Origin of the sequence: Streptomyces sp. NBC_00483 (assembly GCF_036013745.1) — a bacterium.
In the GTDB taxonomy this organism is placed as follows: Bacteria; Actinomycetota; Actinomycetes; order Streptomycetales; family Streptomycetaceae; genus Streptomyces.
Genome location: NZ_CP107880.1, coordinates 5948428 through 5966890 on the forward strand (window position 1 = coordinate 5948428; position 18463 = coordinate 5966890).

Here is an 18463-nt window from a genome sequence, read left to right on the forward strand (position 1 = left end):
CCGGCGATTGAGGCGCGGGGTCCGGGGCAGAGCCCCGCGACCGGAGGAACGGCCCACCGCATCAGGACTCCCGTCCCCGCCTCCGCACCATCTCCGCAATCCACACCGGCGCATACGGCGACGTACACCCCGCCGACGTCGGATAGTCCTTGAGTACACCGAGCCGCTCACCGATCGCAACCGCCCGCGCCCGGTACTCGGGATGCACGATCCCGATCTGCGCAAGACACGTGTTCATCGCCCACTGAAGCCGATCCGGCGCACCCCGCATCTCCGCCTCGACGACATCGAGCAACCCCGCCAGATCAAGCCCCTCCGGCTTCTTCACCACACGGTCCGCCGTAAGCGCCCACCCCGCACCCGCGACCACGGGGTCCTTGTCGCCGAGCCAGACCACCCGCAGCGCCTCGGCATGCGGACTCTTCTTCACCACGTAATTGACCAGCCAGTCCTGCACCTTCGGCGCACGCGCGTCCCGCATCATCGCGTCCAGCTCGCCCTCCTCGAACGCCTTCGGCCGGCAGACGAGGAGCGCGAGAAGCCGCGCCGCCGTGTCGCCCGTCGCCCAGAGACCGACCGCGAGCTCCTGCTGGGTCTTGAGGCGCTTGGCGATCGCCCGCAGCTTGCTCAGATTCACGCCGTGGTCGTCACCGTGCCGCTCGTTGACGGCCCGCACCTTCGGGTCCTCGAGCCCCGCCAACTCGTCGAGAAGCTCGCGCACTGTCTTCGCGGTCGTCGCCGACCCGGTCTCGGGCACCACGGTCTCCTGTCCGTCACGGGTGGGGTTCCACGGTACGGGGACCGACGCCGGCCGGGCACTTCACGAGAGACGTCTATGCGCGTAGAGTCGCCGCCGTGCCGTGGAGCGTGACGGGGCCCGTCACGCTGTGCTGAACCGTTGGAGGATTTGCCATGGACGTCATCTCCGTCATCCGTACGAAGCGAGACCGCGGGCGGCTCTCGGACGCGCAGATCGACTGGGTCGTCGACGCGTACACCCGGGGCGACGTCGCCGATGAGCAGATGTCGGCCCTCGCCATGGCGATCTTCCTGAACGGGATGGACCGCGCGGAGATCGCCCGGTGGACCGCCGCGATGATCAACTCCGGGGAGCGGATGGACTTCTCGGTGCTGCCGAGGCCCGCCGCCGACAAGCACTCCACGGGCGGCGTCGGCGACAAGATCACGCTGCCGCTCGCCCCCCTCGTCGCGGCCTGCGGCGCGGCCGTGCCGCAGCTGTCGGGGCGCGGCCTCGGCCACACCGGCGGCACGCTCGACAAGCTGGAGGCGATCCCCGGCTGGCGCGCGGACATCACCAACGACGAGATGATGCGCACCCTGGAAGACGTCGGCGCGGTCGTCTGCGCGCCGGGCAGCGGCCTCGCCCCCGCGGACAAGAAGCTCTACGCACTCCGCGACGTCACGGCCACCGTCGAGTGCATCCCGCTCATCGCGTCCTCGATCATGTCGAAGAAGATCGCGGAGGGCACGGGCTCCCTGGTCCTGGACGTGAAGGTGGGCTCCGGGGCCTTTATGAAGGAGATCGACGCAGCCCGCGAACTCGCCCGCACCATGGTCGGGTTGGGCACGGACCACGGACTGCCGACCGTCGCGCTCGTCACCGACATGAACACCCCGCTCGGCCTGACCGCGGGCAACGCGCTCGAAGTCCGGGAATCCGTCGAGGTGTTGGCGGGCGGCGGCCCCGACGACGTCGTCGAGCTGACCCTCGCCCTCGCCCGCGAGATGCTCGACGCGGCGGGCCTGAAGGACGCCGACCCGGCAAAGGCGCTCGCCGACGGCCGCGCGATGGACGCGTGGCGGCGGATGATCGCGGCGCAGGGCGGCGACCCGGACGCGGCACTGCCGACGGCCCGCGAGACGCACGTGGTGACGGCGGGGGAGTCCGGCGTGCTCACCCGCCTCGACGCGATGGGCGTGGGCCTCGCCGCCTGGCGCCTCGGCGCGGGCCGCTCCCGCAAGGAGGACCCGGTGCAGGCGGCGGCAGGCGTGGAACTGCACGCCAAGCCCGGCGACGCGGTCTTCGCCGGCCAGATCCTCATGACCCTGCACACGGACACCCCCGAACGCCTCCCGTACGCGGTGGAGGCCCTGGAGGGCGCCTACGACATCGCGCCCGCCGGTACGGAGTTCACGGCACGGCCGATCGTCCTGGAACGGATCGGCTGACAGCGTCTCTTGGGGTGGCCGGTCCCGACGCGGGACCGGACCTGACGTAGGACCGGCCCCGACGCCGCACCGGTCACCCCAGCAACGCCGCCACGACCACCAGCGCCGGCACCGACACCATCGTCGACAACAGGATCGACTCCCGCGCCAAGCGCTCACCCACCCGGTAACGGCTCGAGTACGTGAAGATGTTCTGCGCCGCCGGAAGCGCCGACGTCACCACGACGTCGAGGAGCCGCGCCCCGTGCAGGCCGAACACGAAGGACGCCAGCGCCCACGCCACCACCGGCTGGCCCACCGCCTTCAGCGCCGTCGACAGCAGCACCGGCACCCGGTCCGCGCTCCGGCCGCCCGGCCAGGAACTCCCGCACAGTGATATGCCGAACGCGATCAGGATCCCCGGCACCGACATGTTCGCGATGAGTTCCAGCGGGTCGAAGATCGGGGAGGGGACCGTGATCCCCGTGGCCGACACCAGCACGCCCGAGAGCGAACCGATCGCGACCGGGTTCCGGAACGGCGTGAGCAGCCGCTGGCCCCACGTCAGCCGCGCCGTACCGGACGACGCCTCCGACAGGTCGAGCACCGTCAGCGCGATCGGCGTCACGACGAGCTGCTGGAAGAGGAGGACCGGGGCGACGAGCGAGGCGTCACCGAGGACGTACACCGCGATCGGGATGCCCAGGTTCCCGGAGTTCACCAACGACGAGCACAGCGCGCCGATCGTGGTGCGGCCCGTCCCCCAGCCGCGCAGGACGCCCACCGTGATGAAGATCCCGGCCGCCGCCGCCGTGGAGAGCGCCGTGACCAGCAGGCTCGGCGACAGGATCACCGCCAGGTCGGCCTTGGCCAGCATGGTGAACAGGAGCGCGGGCGACGCCACATGGAACGCCAGCTTGTTGAGGACCTCCCGGCCATTGGCACCCAGATAGCCGCGCCGTCCGATGACGTAGCCGACCGCGATGACGATCGCGATGACCGCGAAACCGTTGAGTACCCCCTGCACACGTCAAGACTCCGTCGGATACGGATCGCCGGTCAACGTTGATCCACTATCCGAATCAACGTGATCCAGCCCACGTGCCCTTCTGTGCACAGGACCGATGAATTCCGCACCGCCGCGCGGTCATTCGTACGTGGCTGCTTCCTCGCTCTTTCCCGAGTCCTCGCCCGTCGTGGTGCTCGCCGGGCCGATCCGCTCCGGTGACGCACCCCGGCTGTGCGAGCGCCTCCACGCCGCCCGTGCCGGAGCGCCGGGTGACGCGCCGACCGTGGTCTGCGACGTCTCCGGCGTGACCACCGCCGACCTCACGACCCTCGACGCGCTCGCCCGGATGCAGCTCGCCGCCCGCCGCGCCGGGTCACGGATGCTGCTCCGCGACCCGCCACCGGGCCTCGCCGTGCTCCTCGAACTCGCCGGAATGGCCGAGGTGCTGGGAGCGCAGGCCGGCGACGGGTCAGGCGTCGAGATGGTCCGGGACGCCGAACAACGGGAACCAGCGCTGCGTGTCCAGGAAGCAGTGGTACCCCGAGATCCGCCCCGCTGAGAACTCGATGACCTGGATCGCCCAGGGCGCGAAGCCCCCCTTGTCCGGATCCGGCTTGTAGTGGGCGAACGCCGGCGTCCCGTTCGACACCACCGGCAGCAGGCGCGAACCCGCGCAGGACGCGCCGATCGTGGTCATGAAGCCCGTGATGTCCTCGGGGCCGCGCAGCCACAGGTCGAACGGCGGCATCGTCATGATGGCGTCCTCGGCGAGCAGCGCGGTGAGCGCCTTCATGTCGTAGCCCTCGAACGCCGCGATGTAGCGCTCCAGGAGCTTCTGCTGCTCCTCGTCGAGCGGATCGGACGTCGCGGAGTCCGCCGGCGGGGCGTCCGCCAGCGTCGCCCGCGCCCGCTGCAGCGCGCTGTTCACCGACGCCACCGACGTGTCGAGCAGGGTCGCGACCTCCTGCGCCTTCCACGCCAGGACCTCGCGCAGGATCAGCACCGCCCGCTGCTTCGGCGGCAGCTGCTGCAACGCGGCGACGAACGCGAGCCGCACCGACTCCCGCGCCACGGCCGCCTCCGCCGGATCGTGCACCGTCGGCAGCACGCGGGCGTCCGGAATGGGCTCGAGCCACACATTGTCGGGGCGGGGATTGAGCGCGACCTGGGCGAGCGGCGCCGCCGCCGTCAGGTCCATCGGGCGCGCCCGCTTGTTCCCCGCGTTCAGCGAGTCCAGGCACACGTTCGTCGCGATGCGGTAGAGCCAGGAGCGCAGGCTCGAGCGGCCCTCGAACTTGTCGAAGCTGCGCCAGGCCCGCACCATCGTGTCCTGCACGGCGTCCTCGGCCTCGAACGCCGAGCCCAGCATCCGATAGCAGTACCCGGTCAGCTCGACCCGGTGTTTCTCCAGGTCTTCGAGCCCGGCCTGTGTCGCGGTGTCACTCATGTCCAACGCCCCCATCGCCGCTGTGAGTTCCAGCACGACGAAAGCTACCGCAGCCCACTGACAACGGCCCCCCGACCGGGAAAAAGCCCAGGTCAAGAGGCCGATATCGGAACGCCGGAGGCAGTTGTTCAGGTCGCCGCGCGTGTGCGGGCAGCCACGGCAGGTGTCAGTGCGCCACGGCAGGTGTCAGTGCGCCGCGATCGCGCCGCCGCCCGTCCGCTGCCGCGCGGACCGGGCCGCGTACGTGCCCCACACCGTGATCGCCACGACCCCGAGCACCGCGAGGAACCCGAGGCCCACGGTCCCCGACCAGCCCGCCGCGTGGAAGGCGACGGCGCCGACGGCCGAGCCGACGCTGGACCCGACGTAGTACATGGTCTGGTAGAGCGCGGAGGCCTGCGCCCGGCCGTGCGTCGCGGTGTGGCTGACGGACGACGAGGCCGTCGCGTGGCCAGCGAAGAAGCCCGCCGTGATCAGCACGAGCCCGAGCAGCACGAGGACGATGTTCGGCACGAGGGCCAGCAGCAGCCCCGCCATCGTCGTGCCCGCCGCCAGGTACAGCGTGCCGCGCCGGCCGAGCCGCGTGACGAGCCGCCCCGCCGCGGCCGAGGAGGCGGTCCCCACCAGATAGACGATGAAGATGGACCCGACCACACCCTGCGGAAGGGAGAAAGGAGCCGCCGACAGCCGGTAGCCGATCACCGTGTAGACCCCGCCGAACACCATCATGAACAGCGCGCCGATCAGGTACAGGCGGCGCAGCAGCGGGTTCGCGAGGTGGTTGCCGACCGTGGCGGCAAGGGCGCGCGGGCGCAGTGAGCCCGGCGTGAAGTGGCGCGGCGCCGGCAGCAGCATCCGGAACGCGACGGCGCACGCCACCGCGATCACACCGATCACCCCGACGGCCACCCGCCAGCCCCAGGCCTGCGCGATCCAGCCGCCGATGATCCGGCCGCTCATGCCACCGATGGAGTTGCCTGCGACGAACAGTCCGATGGCCGCGACCAGCGCCTTCGGCCGTACCTCCTCCGCGAGATACGCCATCGCGGACGCGGGCAGCCCCGCGAGGGCTGCGCCCTGCAGCGCGCGCAACGTGATCAGCGCGCCGAGCGAGGGCGCGAAGGGGACCAGGAGCCCCACCGCGACCGCCACCGTCAGCGAGGCGGTCATCACCGTGCGCCGCCCGAACCGCTCGGACAGCGCGCTCAGCGGCAGCACGCACACCGCGAGCGCGAAGGTCGACGCGGACACCGTCCAGGCCGCCGCGCTCGCGCTCGCGCCGTAGCCGTCGGAGATGAGGGGCAGCAGGGCCTGTGTCGAGTAGAGGAGCGCGAAGGTGGCGACTCCGGCGAGGAACAGGGCGAAGCTCATCCGGCGGTAGCCGGGGCCGCCGGGCGTCAACCGGGTGTCGGTGTTCGCGGCGTCGTCGTCAAGAGGAGCGGGGGCGGCAGAGGTGGCGACCGCGTCGGTGGAGACGGCCGCCGGGCTACTGGCAGGTGACATGCCCTGAACGTAGGCTCACCTGCGTTCATGCGTCCAATGCATGAAGAGGCCATAATCGTTCCCATGCAGCATGAGCAGAGGTCGGGGCCGCGCTTGTCCGGGATGAGTGACACGGAAGACATCGTGACGCTCCTCGCCCCGCGCCTCGCCCACTTCGCCGGGGCCGCCCGCACCGAGCACGTCACGCGCGCGGCGCAGGAGATGAACGTGCCGCAGTCCACACTCTCCCGTGCCCTGGTCCGCCTCGAACGGGACCTGGGCGTCGAACTGTTCGCCCGCCACGGCCGCACGGTGTCGCTCACGCCCGCAGGACGTACGTTCCTCGGCTCGGTGGAGCGCGCGCTCGGCGAGATCGAGAAGGCGGTCGAGTCGGTGCGCGCCGACGCCGACCCGGAGTCCGGCAAGGTCGCCTTCGGCTTCCTGCACACCATGGGTACGGAGACCGTGCCCGGCCTGATCCGCGCCTTCCGCGCCGAGCATCCCCGCATCCGCTTCAGCCTCGTGCAGAACTACGGAGAAGCGATGCTGGAGCGGCTGCGCGCGGGCGAGCTCGACCTGTGCCTCACCTCGCCCGTCCCGGACGCGCCGGGCCTGGTCGCGCGCCGCCTCGACGAGCAGCGCCTGCGCCTCGTCGTCCCGGACCACCACCGCCTCGCCTCCCGCAAGCGCATCCGCCTTCAGGAGGCCGCGGAGGAAACCTTCGTCACCCTCGAACCGGGCTACGGGCTGCGCCGCATCTGCGACGACCTGTGCGCCGAGGCCGGGTTCACGCCGCGGATCGCGTTCGAGGGCGAGGAGGCGGAGACGCTGCGCGGCTTCGTCGCGGCGGGGCTCGGGGTCGCGCTCCTGCCGCCACCGACCGTGCCGCGCCCGGGAGTTGTGGAGCTGGCGGTCACCGGGCAGCGGGCCGTACGGGAGATCGGCGTCGCGTGGCTGGACGGCCACCCGGACACCCCTCCCGTAGCGGCCTTCAAGCGATTCCTGCTGTCCCGTAGGGGCAAGCTCCTCCCGGAGCACACATCAAGCCCTGCCGACGACTGAGCATTTCCAGCCCCGCCGGCGATTGAGGCGCGGGGTCCGGGGCAGAGCCCCGCAACCCCGGCCCGGGCCCACACTCAGAGCGTTCGCCCGAACCCCGCCGCCAACGGCATCCGCAACCCCAACGGCGGCGGCGCCGCGAACGCGTCCTGGAGCGGACGCGAGAACGGCGTCCCGAACAGCGTGCCCAGCACGAAGTCGACCGCCAGGGAGGCGACTTCGAAGCGGTGCTGCGCCAGGTTGTGCCCGTCCGAGTGCACCTCGAACCGGCACACGTCGCGGTTCGCCTTCTTCGCGCGGCCCGCGAGCCGGAAGGACAACTCCGGGTCCGTGCGCCGGTCGTCGGTGCCGTGCACGATGAGGACCCGGCGGCCCGCGAGCTGCTTGACCGGTTCGAGCGGCGCCGCCACATCGTCCTCCGGCAGCCAAGGGGCAAGCGCCAGCACGGAGTTGACGGCCTCGTGGCCGCCCGCGTGCAGTGCCGCGCGGCCGCCCATGTCGAGGCCTGCGAGGCAGATCGGTACGTCCCCGTAGCGGCGCACGACCTCGTCGGCGGCCCACCGGGCGTCGCGCGCGAGTTCGGCCTGCGTCTCGTTCCAGCCGCGGCACCGGTACTGCACGACATGCGTGACGAGTCCCGCGTCCCGCCCCGCGCGCGTGAGGCGGCGGGCGAGCGGGCGCAGCGCCGCCCGGTCCATCGTCGAGGGTCTGCGGGTCGACGTCTCCTCGCCCGCGGGGAGCAGCAGCACCACACCGCCCACCGCTCCCGGCACCGGCCCGGCCGCCCTGGCAAGCCGCGCCTCGCGGCCCTGCGTCGCTCGCTGCTGCATGACAGCACAGTGTCAGAAGCCCGCCGCCCGACGCCGCTCGACGGGTCACTGTTGCGTATCGACGGATCATGCCGGCGTTCTTGGTGACCGATCGCAACGAACGGACAACGAACCGCAGCGATCTACGCGCGTAGGAGTTAGAGTGCGGAAATGACGAGCCCGATCACCGCGAACCCCAACAGCCCCCGGGTGCCGACCGCCGAGCAGATCCGTCGCGCGCCCAAGGTGCTCCTGCACGACCACCTCGACGGCGGCCTGAGGCCCGGCACGATCGTCGACCTGGCGCGCGAGCAGGGGTACGAGAACCTGCCGGAGGCCGACCCCGACAAGCTCGGCGTCTGGTTCCGTGAAGCGGCCGACTCCGGTTCCCTGGAGCGGTACTTGGAGACGTTCAGCCACACCTGTGCCGTCATGCAGACGCGCGAGGCGCTGTTCCGGGTCGCCGCCGAGTGCGCCGAGGACCTCGCCGAGGACGGCGTCGTCTACGCCGAGATCCGCTACGCCCCCGAGCAGCACCTGGAACAGGGGCTCACCCTCGAAGAGGTCGTCGAGGCGGTCAACGAGGGCTTCAGGGAGGGCGAGCGGCGCGCGAAGGAGAACGGCCACCGCATCCGCGTGGGCGCGCTCCTCACCGCGATGCGGCACGCGGCCCGCGCGCTGGAGATCGCCGAACTGGCCAACCGCTACCGCGACTTGGGTGTCGTCGGCTTCGACATCGCGGGCGCGGAGGCCGGCTTCCCGCCCACCCGCCACCTCGACGCCTTCGAGTACCTCAAGCGGGAGAACAACCACTTCACGATCCACGCGGGCGAGGCCTTCGGGCTGCCGTCCATCTGGCAGGCCCTCCAGTGGTGCGGTGCGGACCGGCTCGGGCACGGTGTGCGCATCATCGACGACATCAAGGTGGAGGACGACGGCAGCGTACAGCTGGGCCGCCTCGCCTCGTACGTGCGCGACAAGCGGATCCCGCTGGAGCTGTGCCCCTCGTCGAACCTGCAGACCGGTGCCGCGAGTTCCTACGGGGAGCACCCCATCGGGCTGCTGCGAAAGCTGCACTTCAGGGCGACGGTCAACACGGACAACCGGCTCATGTCCGGTACGTCGATGAGTCGCGAGTTCGAGCACCTGGTCGACGCATTCGACTACACGCTCGACGACATGCAGTGGTTTTCCGTCAATGCGATGAAGTCAGCATTCATTCCTTTCGATGAACGACTGGCGATGATCAATGACGTGATCAAGCCCGGATATGCCGAGTTGAAATCCGAATGGCTGTTCCGTCAGACCGCTTCCACCAGCGGTTCTGTCGTCGAGTAGGGCCTTTTCGGGGGACGTTGGCGCGGTCGGGAACAGTTGTTCGCGGCCGCGTTTCCCGGCGGTTCGCTGTTTGCGGGCGCAGCGAAGGAATGTTTACGGTCGTGGACCGCTCATTCCCCCGTCATCGTCAAGAGGACGCATTTCACAATGAAGCATTCTGCTGCCAAGACCCTCGGTGTCGCCGCTCTCGGAGCCGCTTTCGCCGCCGCCGGTGCCGGTGCCGCGAACGCTGCCCCGGCCGTCCCCGACGCGGCCGACACCGTCGGATCCGTGACCTCCGCCCTCCCGCTGCAGGACGTGGCGTCGACGCTGCCCGCCGGCGCCGAGTCCCTGGCCGCCGGTCAGGGTGCGGTGGCCAACGGCCTGAGCACGGCCACGCCCGTCGTGGACCAGGCCGCGAAGGGCGCCCTGCCGGTCGACGGCGACCCGGTCTCCGGCCTGCTCGGCGGCCTGCCGGTCGGTGGCCTCAGCTGACCCGACCCACCGCACGAGCCGAAGGGGCGCACCCGCGATCACGCGGGCGCGCCCCTTCGGCGTGGGTGCGAACGGACGTCACCAGGCCTGGCGGACCTTGTTCTCACTCGGGAACATGATCCACAGCGCGATGTAGAGCAGGAACTGCGGGCCCGGCAGCAGGCACGAGACCAGGAAGATCACGCGCATCGTGGCCGCGGAGGTGCCGAAGCGCCGTGCCAGCGCTGCGCACACTCCGCCGATCATCCGTCCGTTGGTGGGGCGGGCAAGGGCGGTCATGGTTGGGCTCCTTCGCGAACCGTATGTCTTCGATGTGTGGTGCTTACGTCTTCGAATGTACGGCGACGGAGGGGCTTAAACGTCAGCTCACGGGGCTATGCCGACCCTGGAAATCGTCGGGGTCGGACCCTGAGCCGGCTCCTGCGGGGGGAGGGGATCGAGCTCGACCCTGCGGCGGAGCCGGGAGCGCAGGGTGGGCACGACGAGGAGATAGGTGAGCGCGACGCCCACCGTGTTCAGGAGCAGCGAGTCGATGTCCACGACCTGGCCCGGCACACCGGTCTGCAGCAGTTCGATGCCGAGCGAGATCAGTGCGGCCATCGCGACCGTGCGCACAAGCGAACCCCACAGCGAAACGTAAAGCCGGCCGCCCGCGACGGGCAGGAGCACGCCGAGCGGGGCGAGCAGCACCAGGCCCTCGCCGAGCCGCACTGCCGCCTCACGCCAGCCGAGCGCGAGGTCGGAGCGGATGCCGGCCAAGGGGTGCAGGTTCGCCGCGCTGACCCAGGGCACGTCCAGGGGGCGCAGCGTGAACCAGGCAACGAATAGGAGATGCGCGGCGAGTAGGGCGATCCCTGCCGCACGGAAACGGACGGCGGCCCTTTGGCCGCCCGAGCGATGGCGCTGCACGCACCCCTAGACGCCGGGCGCGGGAGGATCGGTTCCGCCGAGGTCGGGCCTTCGTCAGTTCAGAGTTCTCGTCGGGGCCGGGATCAGGCCCGGGCGGGCCTTCAGCGCCTCCGAGCAGGTGTATTCGCGGGGCGCGGCGTCGTCCGGGCCGCCGAGGACCACGTGCTCGTCGTCCTCCGCCGTGACCTCGCTGTTCGCGAACGTGCAGATGACCTGGGCCAGGGCGTAGGGGGACAGATCGGCCGGCGGCGCGTTCAGGCGCAGCGCGTCCGCGGGGTCGCCCTCGCGCGGGCCCGAGACCTTGAGGACGGAGCGTACGTCCGTCGTGTAGCCGGCCGTCTTCTCCTCGCTGGAGGGAGTCGCCGCCAGCTGCGCCAGGAGCTCCCGGGCCACCATGACACGGTCGGACGACTGGCCGCGCTCCAGCGTGATGGTCCGGTCGACCGTGACCAGCTGCGACGTACAGACCAGATAGACCTGCACCGGGAACTCGCCGCCCGCCTGCGCCTCCACCTTGTCCGAGCCCGACAGGGAGCAGCCCACGCGCGTGGGCGCGGCGCCGAAGTCGGTCGGCACCTCCGTGGGACGGATCCCGCACCCGGTGAGCAGGAGCGAGGCGAGGCCGACGAGGACCCATGGGCGTACCCGGCGCGTCACGTCGCGGCACCGCCTTCCCGCGCTTCCCTGGCGTCCTCCTCCGAGGCGGACGCCAGGGACTCCGCGTCCCGCGGCAGGTGCAGCGTGAACACGGCTCCCCCTTCGGGGGAGTTGGCGGCACTGATCCGGCCGCCGTGGATACGCGCGTTCTCCATGGCGATGGAGAGGCCGAGGCCGCTGCCCTCCGAGCGGGGCCGCGAGGCGCTCGCCTTGAAGAAGCGGTCGAAGACGTGCGGCAGGACGTCATCGGGGATGCCCGGACCGTGGTCGCGTACGGAGATGACGACCTCCGAGCCCTCGCCGTGGCGTCCGTGCGACTCCACCCGCACCGAGACGCGCACGGGGGACCCGCCGTGCTTGAGCGCGTTGCCGATCAGGTTCGCGAGGATCACGTCGAGGCGGCGCGGGTCGAGGCGGGCCGAGATGCCGCGCTCGGCGTCGAGTTCGACGGCGTCCAGCCAGGCGCGGGCGTCGATGCAGGCGGTGATCTGGTCGGCGAGTTCCACGTCGTCGAGGACGAGCTTGGCGCTGCCCGCGTCGAAGCGGGTGACCTCCATCAGGTTCTCGACCAGGTCGTTCAGGCGCCGGGTCTCGCTGACCACGAGACGCACGGCCGGTTCGATCATGGGGTCGACCGAGCCGGTCTCGGCGTCGAGCTCCTCCTCCAGGACCTCCGTCACCGCGGTGATCGCGGTCAGCGGCGTGCGCAGCTCGTGCGACATGTCGGCGACGAAGCGGCGCGAGGACTCGTCGCGGGAGCTCATGTCCGCGACCTTCTTCTCCAGGTTCTCCGCCGTCTTGTTGAACGTACGGGAGAGCTCCGCGAGTTCGTCCGTGCCGGAGACGCGCAGCCGGGTGTCGAGCTTGCCCTCGCCGAGCCGGCGCGCGGCGACCCCCAGGCGGTGCACGGGCTTCAGCACCGTCGTCGCGGCCGCCTGCGCGAGCAGTGCGGAGCCGACGAGGGCGAGCGCGGTGGCGATGCCGAGGGACCAGGCGAGCGAACCCATGTCCTTCGCCTCAGGCTCCAGGGACTTGAGCATGTAGCCCGTCGGCCCGTCGTCCACGGTGGCGCCGCCGACCAGGTACGGGGTGTCGTCCTGCGTGATCCGCTGCCAGTACAGGTGGTACGCGTGCTTGTCGCCGCCGTCGATCGGCTGCTTCTTGGTGACCGCGTCCCGCAGCGACTTCGGCACGTCGGCCACGGTGAAGGCGTCCAGGTCGGAATTGCCCACGACCCGGCGGCCGTCCTCGTCCTTCGCCATGAGCATCACGCTGAAGTGCTGGCTGCTGCCCGCCATCAGGTTCGCCGCGTGCTGCAACTCGCCCTGCGTGGGCTGCTTGGGCAGCGCCGCCGCCCGGTTCTGCATCTCCTGCTTGAAGTCGCTGAGAGCGGAGTCCTGCGTGCGCGTGAGCACGGCCTCACGATTGAGCCAGTACGCGATCCCCGACGCGGACACCGCGGCCGTCAGCGCCACGAGCGCGAACACGACGACCAGGCGCAGCCGCAGGCTGGTGAAGCGCAGGCCGGCGAGGAGAGTCTTCTTGGCCGCCGCAGCGCCCCGGAGCTTGTCGTGCGGTTTCGTCACTGAGGCGTGTCCAGCCGGTAGCCCACCCCGCGCACCGTACGGATCAGGGTCGGCGACGACGGCACGTCCTCGACCTTCGCGCGCAGCCGCTGCACACACGCGTCGACGAGCCGCGAGTCACCGAGGTAGTCGTGCTCCCACACCAGGCGCAGCAACTGCTGCCGGGACAGCGCCTGTCCGGGCCGCCGGCTCAGCTCGAGCAGCAAGCGCAGCTCGGTGGGCGTCAGTTGCAGGTCCTCGCCGTTCTTCGTCACCGTCATCGCGGCACGGTCGATCACCAACGAGCCGAACGTCGCGGCATCGTTGGCCTCCCGCTCGCCGCGCCGCAGCACCGCGCGGATCCGCGCGTCGAGCACGCGCCCCTGTACCGGCTTCACGACATAGTCGTCGGCACCGGACTCCAGGCCCACCACGACGTCGATGTCGTCGCTGCGCGCGGTCAGCAGGATGATCGGCAGTTGGTCGGTGCGCCGGATGCGCCGGCACACCTCGAAACCGTCGATGCCGGGCAGCATCACATCGAGGACGATCAGATCGGGCCGCTGCTCGCGCAGCAGCTTCAGACCGTCCTCTCCGGTGGCAGCGGTGGCGACCCGGTGGCCCTGGCGCGTAAGTGACAGCTCCAGGGCCGTACGGATGGCGTCGTCGTCCTCGATCAGCAACAGGGAAGGCACAAGCGCCATTCTGGCCCATCAGGGGCCTTCAGTTCGACCGAGTGTGCCCTTCAGGTGCGGGGAAGAGGCCCGGGAGAGCCCCGGCGGAGTCCCGTCGGGGCCGGTTCCTCCACGCCTGCTCCCTATTACGGGAGCCGCTGTGACAGGCCTGTGACAGTCGACGGACACCGTCATGAAGTCGACCCGGCAAGCTTTTGGTCATCGCGAAGAACGATCGCGACGACGACGCAGAAGTATTCGGTACTCCACGACGGGGGGCGCGAGATGAACACGCTGCACAGCACCACCTCAAGCGCGGTTGTCACGCGTCTGCACGACATGGGCCGAGTGGTTTCCGAGCGTCACGAGAAGTCCGGTGCCGTGAGCGGGCGGGGGTGCGCTCGCGGCGCCGGGCGTCAGCACACCGGGATCATGACGGTGGTTGACACGCGGGAAACAGTGACCGAGGGGGGTCACGGGGGAGCCGCGTACAGGGAGGACTCGGGGGAGCAGCGCAGGACGTCCTTGTCGGAGGCCGAGTTCACGGCCTACGTCCAGGATCGCCGCGCCTCCCTGTACGCAACCGCCTACCACCTGACCGGTGACCGTTTCGAGGCCGAGGACCTGCTGCAGAGCGCACTGTTCTCGACGTACCGGGCCTGGGACCGCATCAGCGACAAGGCGGCGGTCGGGGGCTACCTCCGCCGCACCATGACGAACCTGCACATCAGCGCGTGGCGCCGCCGCAAGCTGAACGAGTACCCGACCGAGGAGCTGCCGGAGACGGCCGGCGACACGGACGCGATGCGCGGCACCGAGCTGCGCGCGGTCCTGTGGCAGGCGCTGGCCCGGCTGCCCGAACTCCAGCGCACCATGCTGGTCCTTCGTTACTACGAGGGCCGCACGGACCCGGAGATCGCGGACATCCTCGACATCAGCGTGGGCACGGTGAAGTCCAGCATCTGGCGCTCGCTGCGGCGACTGCGCGAGGACGAGGTGCTGAGCTTCGGCCGTGACCAGGAGGAGTCCTTCGGCGAGCTCGTCGCCTGAAGGCCGGGGGAACGGGGCCCTGTTCGGGGGAGCGGGGTTCCGGTACGGGGGAGCAGTAGGGGGGAGTGGGCGGGACCGGAAGGCCGGGGGGTCTTTCCGGTCCCGTTCCGTGTGTCCGGCCCGCCGTGGTTGCGGACTCGGGGCTCTGCCCCGGACCCCGCTGCTCAAGCGCCGCAGGGGCTTGATTGGCTACGCGGCGCGCGCCTTCACGCAACGCCCCGCGGCGGCCGCCGCCACGCGGCCCAACGCCTCCTCCTTGCCACAGGCGTGCGCGCCGAGCGCCACCTGCCGAGCCACGATGGACCGCTCCGTCCGCATCAGGCGCCAGCCACGCCGCAGCAGGAACGGCACCGACTTGCGCCCCTCCTTGAGGTCACGCAGCAGCCGGCGACGGAACGTCGTCGACGGACGCCCGCGCAGGCACAGCGCATCGGCGAGCACCCCCACCTCCCGGCAGCGCTCCACGATGTCCGCCGCGAAGATGCCCTCGGCGATGAACAGCGGCGTGCGCTCGATGTCCAGCGTCTCCTCGCCCACACGCGAGCTGGAGGAGATGTCGTAGACGGGAACGCTCGTCCGACCCTTCGCACAGAGCGCCACGATCGCGGCGACCGCGACCTCGGCGTCCCAGGAGAGCGGCGAGTCCCAGTCGATGTCCGAAGTGCCCGGCACCAGCGGCAGCGTGGGGTCCCCGGCCTCCTTGTAGAAGTCGTCGAGGCACAGGACGGGCAGCCCGGAGCGGGCCGCGAAGGAGGACTTGCCGGAGCCCGAGGGGCCGGAGAGCAGGACGACCCGTGTCGGTATCGGAGGATGCGAACTCACGAGACACCAGTGTGAGGCATGACGACCGCGCCGCCTCCCCGCGTGGTGCCGTTGTGGCACGCACCACGCCAACTACCCTGTGTATCTACATGATTACACAGGCGAAAGGTTTCGGGCGGAACACCATGGCACGACACGCAGAACAGACATCCTCGTCCTCCGTGCGGCGCACCCTGATGCGCGTAGGACTCACCGTGACCGCGGCCGGTGCGGTCGTCGCGGGCGGCGGCGTCGCCTCGGCGAGCGCGGCGCCGATCCCGCTGCCGCAGTCGGCGACCGGCGACTCCAACGTCGACGCGGCGGCCGACGGCGTCTCGACGGCGCTCAACTCGGCCACGGCGAACGGGCTCGGCACGCTGAAGAAGCTGCCGCTGGACCCGCTGGCCGGGACGGGAGTCGACCCGCTGGACAACTCGGTCGGCACGCAGGTCGCGGACTTCGTGCCGGTCAGCACGGCGGCAGTCACCGGGCCGGTGGCTTCCGGTGCGTCGCTGGAGGAGCTGCCCGTGGTGGGTCCCGTGACGGGTGTGCTGCCAGGCTGAGTCCTACGTCGCGGGGCTCTGCCCCGGACCCCGCGGGCTCTCGTCCAAAAGCGGGGCTTGATGTGCCGGACCGGCTTGAAAGGCCCGGCTCCTCGTGGAGTGGAGGAGCCGGGCCTTTCGCGTTGGTGCTCAGTACGCGGAGCCGGACGCGCCCAGCGAACCCGTCGGGTGCCAGACCGTCTTGGTTTCCAGGAAGTGCGTCAGGCGGTCCGTGCCCGGGTCCGCCGTGAAGTCCTCCACAGGCTGTGGACGACGCACGCGCTTCAGATTGTCGGCGGCCGCGATCTCGAGCTGCTTCGCCAACTCGGGGTCGGCGCCCGTCAGATCGATCCCGTTCACGTCCTGGTGCGCGGCGAGCGAAGGCGCGATCTCCGACGCCTTGCCGGACAGGATGTTCACGACGCCGCCCGGCACGTCCGAGGTCGCGAGCACCTCGCCGAGGGAGAGCGCCGGCAGCGGGGACTTCTCGCTCGTGATCACGACGACCGTGCTGCCGGTCGCGATGACCGGGGCGATCACCGAGATCAGGCCGAGGAAGGACGAGTCCTGGGGTGCCAGGGCCGCCACGACGCCGGTCGGTTCGGGCGTGGAGAGGTTGAAGAACGGGCCCGCGACGGGGTTCGCCCCGCCGACGACCTGGCCGATCTTGTCGGTCCAGCCCGCGTACCAGACCCAGCGGTCGATCGCGGCGTCCACGACGGCCCCGGCCTTCGACTTGCCGATGCCCTCTGCCTCGGAGACCTCGCGCACGAACTGCTCGCGGCGGCCCTCCAGCATCTCGGCGACGCGGTACAGGACCTGACCGCGGTTGTACGCCGTCGCGCCCTGCCAGCCGCCGAACGCCTTGCGGGCGGCGACCACGGCGTCACGGGCGTCCTTGCGGGAGGAGAGCGGCGCGTTGGCCAGCCACTCGCCGCTCTTGCCATCGGTCACTTCGTACACCCGGCCGCTCTCGGAACGCGGGAACTTCCCGCCGACGTACAGCTTGTAGGTCTTGAAGACGCTCAGACGGTTGGGCTCAGACATCGAGGTAGGCCTCCAGACCGTGACGGCCACCCTCGCGGCCGAAGCCCGACTCCTTGTAGCCGCCGAAGGGCGAGGTCGGGTCGAACTTGTTGAACGTGTTGGCCCAGACGACCCCGGCGCGGAGCTTGTTCGCGACCGCGAGGATGCGCGAGCCCTTCTCCGTCCAGATGCCGGCCGAGAGCCCGTACTGCGAGTTGTTGGCCTTGGCGACGGCCTCGTCCGGCGTGCGGAAGCTGAGCACGGACAGGACCGGGCCGAAGATCTCGTCGCGGGCGATGGTGTGCGCCTGCGTGACGTTCGTGAAGAGCGTCGGCGCGAACCAGTAGCCGGAGGACGGGAGTTCACAGGGCGCCGACCAGCGCTCGGCGCCCTCGGCCTCGCCCTGCTCGGTGAGCGCGGTGATCCGGGCCAGCTGCTCCGCGGAGTTGATGGCGCCGATGTCCGTGTTCTTGTCGAGCGGGTCGCCGAGGCGGAGGGTCGACAGGCGGCGCTTCAGCGAGTCGAGCAGTTCGTCCTGGATCGACTCCTGGACGAGGAGGCGGCTGCCTGCGCAGCAGACCTGGCCCTGGTTGAAGAAGATGCCCGTGACGATGCCCTCGACGGCCTGGTCGATGGGGGCGTCGTCGAAGACGATGTTCGCGCCCTTGCCGCCGAGTTCGAGCGTCACCTTCTTGTCCGTACCGGCGACGGTGCGGGCGATCTCCTTGCCGACGGCCGTGGAGCCGGTGAAGGCCACCTTGTTCACGTCGGGGTGGGCGACGAGCGCCGCGCCCGAATCGCCGTACCCGGGAAGGATGTTGACGACGCCCTTCGGTAGGCCCGCCTGGCGGCAGATGTCCGCGAAGAAGAGGGCGGAGAGCGGGGTCGTCTCGGCGGGCTTCAGGACGACCGTGTTGCCGGTCGCGAGCGCCGGGGCGATCTTCCACGCGAGCATCAGGAGCGGGAAGTTCCAGGGGATGACCTGGCCCGCGACGCCGAGCGCCTTCGGGTTCGGCCCGAATCCCGCGTGGTCGAGCTTGTCCGCCCAGCCCGCGTAGTAGAAGAAGTGCGCGGCGACCAGGGGGAGGTCCGCGTCGCGCGTCTCCTTGATCGGCTTGCCGTTGTCGAGCGTCTCGAGGACGGCCAGCTCGCGGCTGCGCTCCTGGATGATGCGCGCGATACGGAAGAGGTACTTGCCCCGCTCGGCGCCGGGCAGCGCCGACCACTTCTCGAAGGCCTTGCGGGCCGCCTTCACGGCGCGCTCGACGTCGGCCTCACCGGCCTGCGCGACCTCGGAGAGAACCTCCTCGGTGGCGGGGGAGACGGTCTTGAAGACCTTGCCGTCGGCGGCGTCGGTGAACTCGCCGTCGATGAACAGGCCGTAGGAGGGTGCGATGTCGACGACCGAGCGGGACTCGGGCGCCGGAGCGTACTCAAATGCAGATGCCATGG

20 protein-coding genes are annotated in these 18463 nt (G+C 70.7%); 7 read left to right on the forward strand and 13 right to left on the reverse strand.

Going from position 1 to position 18463, the window contains the following annotated elements; all coding sequences use genetic code 11:
• Window positions 1–61 precede the first annotated feature (61 nt).
• The gene (locus tag OHA73_RS26790; RefSeq protein WP_327656330.1) at window positions 62–757 is read right to left on the reverse strand and encodes a DNA alkylation repair protein; all 696 of its coding nucleotides are present in this window, start codon (window positions 755–757) and stop codon (window positions 62–64) included.
• Between the two features lie 155 nt (window positions 758–912).
• Here OHA73_RS26790 and OHA73_RS26795 point away from each other — a divergent pair, with 155 nt between their 5' ends.
• Window positions 913–2190, forward strand: a complete 1278-nt coding sequence (locus OHA73_RS26795) for a thymidine phosphorylase (protein WP_327656331.1) — start codon at window positions 913–915, stop codon at window positions 2188–2190.
• Between the two features lie 73 nt (window positions 2191–2263).
• Here OHA73_RS26795 and OHA73_RS26800 read toward each other — a convergent pair whose 3' ends face one another.
• Window positions 2264–3196 carry an AEC family transporter gene (locus OHA73_RS26800; protein ID WP_266713390.1) on the reverse strand — a complete coding sequence of 311 codons (933 nt, stop codon included), beginning with the start codon at window positions 3194–3196 and terminating at the stop codon, window positions 2264–2266.
• 97 nt (window positions 3197–3293) lie between these two features.
• Between OHA73_RS26800 and OHA73_RS26805 the strand changes: the two genes are divergently transcribed.
• The gene (locus OHA73_RS26805; RefSeq protein ID WP_327656332.1) at window positions 3294–3737 is read left to right on the forward strand and encodes an STAS domain-containing protein; all 444 of its coding nucleotides are present in this window, start codon (window positions 3294–3296) and stop codon (window positions 3735–3737) included.
• Here OHA73_RS26805 and OHA73_RS26810 read toward each other — a convergent pair.
• The gene (locus OHA73_RS26810; RefSeq protein WP_266713394.1) at window positions 3648–4625 is read right to left on the reverse strand and encodes a sigma-70 family RNA polymerase sigma factor; all 978 of its coding nucleotides are present in this window, start codon (window positions 4623–4625) and stop codon (window positions 3648–3650) included. The two genes, OHA73_RS26805 and OHA73_RS26810, sit on opposite strands and share 90 nt — an antisense overlap.
• A gap of 186 nt (window positions 4626–4811) precedes the next feature.
• A complete protein-coding gene (locus OHA73_RS26815; RefSeq protein WP_327656333.1) occupies window positions 4812–6128 on the reverse strand; it encodes an MFS transporter in 1317 nt (438 codons plus the stop codon).
• A gap of 63 nt (window positions 6129–6191) precedes the next feature.
• Between OHA73_RS26815 and OHA73_RS26820 the strand changes: the two genes are divergently transcribed.
• Entirely contained in the window at window positions 6192–7169 is a 978-nt protein-coding gene (locus OHA73_RS26820; RefSeq protein ID WP_266713398.1) for a LysR family transcriptional regulator, read from the forward strand.
• A gap of 74 nt (window positions 7170–7243) precedes the next feature.
• Here OHA73_RS26820 and OHA73_RS26825 read toward each other — a convergent pair whose 3' ends face one another.
• Window positions 7244–7996 (reverse strand): alpha/beta hydrolase, encoded by a 753-nt coding sequence (locus OHA73_RS26825; RefSeq protein ID WP_266713400.1) that lies wholly within the window; start codon window positions 7994–7996, stop codon window positions 7244–7246.
• Between the two features lie 150 nt (window positions 7997–8146).
• Between OHA73_RS26825 and OHA73_RS26830 the strand changes: the two genes are divergently transcribed.
• Window positions 8147–9313: an adenosine deaminase gene (locus OHA73_RS26830; RefSeq protein WP_266713402.1), complete on the forward strand. Its 1167-nt coding sequence runs from the start codon at window positions 8147–8149 to the stop codon at window positions 9311–9313.
• A gap of 147 nt (window positions 9314–9460) precedes the next feature.
• Window positions 9461–9787: an ATP-binding protein gene (locus tag OHA73_RS26835; RefSeq protein ID WP_266713404.1), complete on the forward strand. Its 327-nt coding sequence runs from the start codon at window positions 9461–9463 to the stop codon at window positions 9785–9787.
• A gap of 78 nt (window positions 9788–9865) precedes the next feature.
• Here the strand turns inward: OHA73_RS26835 and OHA73_RS26840 are convergent, their stop codons facing one another.
• The 5 genes from OHA73_RS26840 to afsQ1 form a co-directional block, all read right to left on the reverse strand.
• Window positions 9866–10066 (reverse strand): PspC domain-containing protein, encoded by a 201-nt coding sequence (locus tag OHA73_RS26840; protein ID WP_266713406.1) that lies wholly within the window; start codon window positions 10064–10066, stop codon window positions 9866–9868.
• An 87-nt stretch (window positions 10067–10153) separates the two neighbouring features.
• On the reverse strand, window positions 10154–10696 hold the full coding sequence (locus OHA73_RS26845) for a VanZ family protein (RefSeq protein ID WP_267069434.1): 543 nt from the start codon (window positions 10694–10696) through the stop codon (window positions 10154–10156).
• 54 nt (window positions 10697–10750) lie between these two features.
• The gene (locus tag OHA73_RS26850; protein ID WP_266713410.1) at window positions 10751–11353 is read right to left on the reverse strand and encodes a hypothetical protein; all 603 of its coding nucleotides are present in this window, start codon (window positions 11351–11353) and stop codon (window positions 10751–10753) included.
• Window positions 11350–12939 carry a sensor histidine kinase gene (locus OHA73_RS26855; RefSeq protein WP_266713412.1) on the reverse strand — a complete coding sequence of 530 codons (1590 nt, stop codon included), beginning with the start codon at window positions 12937–12939 and terminating at the stop codon, window positions 11350–11352. The genes OHA73_RS26850 and OHA73_RS26855 overlap by 4 nt, the downstream gene beginning before the upstream one ends.
• Window positions 12936–13613, reverse strand: coding sequence for a two-component system response regulator AfsQ1 (gene afsQ1, locus OHA73_RS26860; protein ID WP_013001223.1), 678 nt, complete (start codon window positions 13611–13613; stop codon window positions 12936–12938). Before afsQ1 ends, OHA73_RS26855 begins: the two co-directional genes overlap by 4 nt.
• 264 nt (window positions 13614–13877) lie before the next feature.
• Here afsQ1 and OHA73_RS26865 point away from each other — a divergent pair, with 264 nt between their 5' ends.
• Window positions 13878–14642, forward strand: coding sequence for a SigE family RNA polymerase sigma factor (locus OHA73_RS26865; RefSeq protein ID WP_266713416.1), 765 nt, complete (start codon window positions 13878–13880; stop codon window positions 14640–14642).
• A gap of 189 nt (window positions 14643–14831) precedes the next feature.
• Here the strand turns inward: OHA73_RS26865 and OHA73_RS26870 are convergent, their stop codons facing one another.
• Window positions 14832–15464: an ATP-binding protein gene (locus tag OHA73_RS26870; protein ID WP_266713418.1), complete on the reverse strand. Its 633-nt coding sequence runs from the start codon at window positions 15462–15464 to the stop codon at window positions 14832–14834.
• Window positions 15465–15589: 125 nt separating this feature from the next.
• On the opposite strand from OHA73_RS26870, the gene OHA73_RS26875 reads away from it, so the two are divergent.
• A complete protein-coding gene (locus OHA73_RS26875; protein WP_266713420.1) occupies window positions 15590–16006 on the forward strand; it encodes a hypothetical protein in 417 nt (138 codons plus the stop codon).
• Window positions 16007–16135: 129 nt separating this feature from the next.
• On the opposite strand, the gene OHA73_RS26880 is transcribed toward OHA73_RS26875, so the two are convergent.
• Together OHA73_RS26880 and OHA73_RS26885 are read right to left on the reverse strand one after the other, a co-directional pair.
• Window positions 16136–17032 carry an aldehyde dehydrogenase family protein gene (locus OHA73_RS26880; RefSeq protein WP_327656334.1) on the reverse strand — a complete coding sequence of 299 codons (897 nt, stop codon included), beginning with the start codon at window positions 17030–17032 and terminating at the stop codon, window positions 16136–16138.
• Window positions 17025–18461 (reverse strand): aldehyde dehydrogenase family protein, encoded by a 1437-nt coding sequence (locus tag OHA73_RS26885; RefSeq protein ID WP_266713424.1) that lies wholly within the window; start codon window positions 18459–18461, stop codon window positions 17025–17027. The genes OHA73_RS26880 and OHA73_RS26885 overlap by 8 nt, the downstream gene beginning before the upstream one ends.
• Between the last annotated feature and the right edge of the window lie 2 nt (window positions 18462–18463).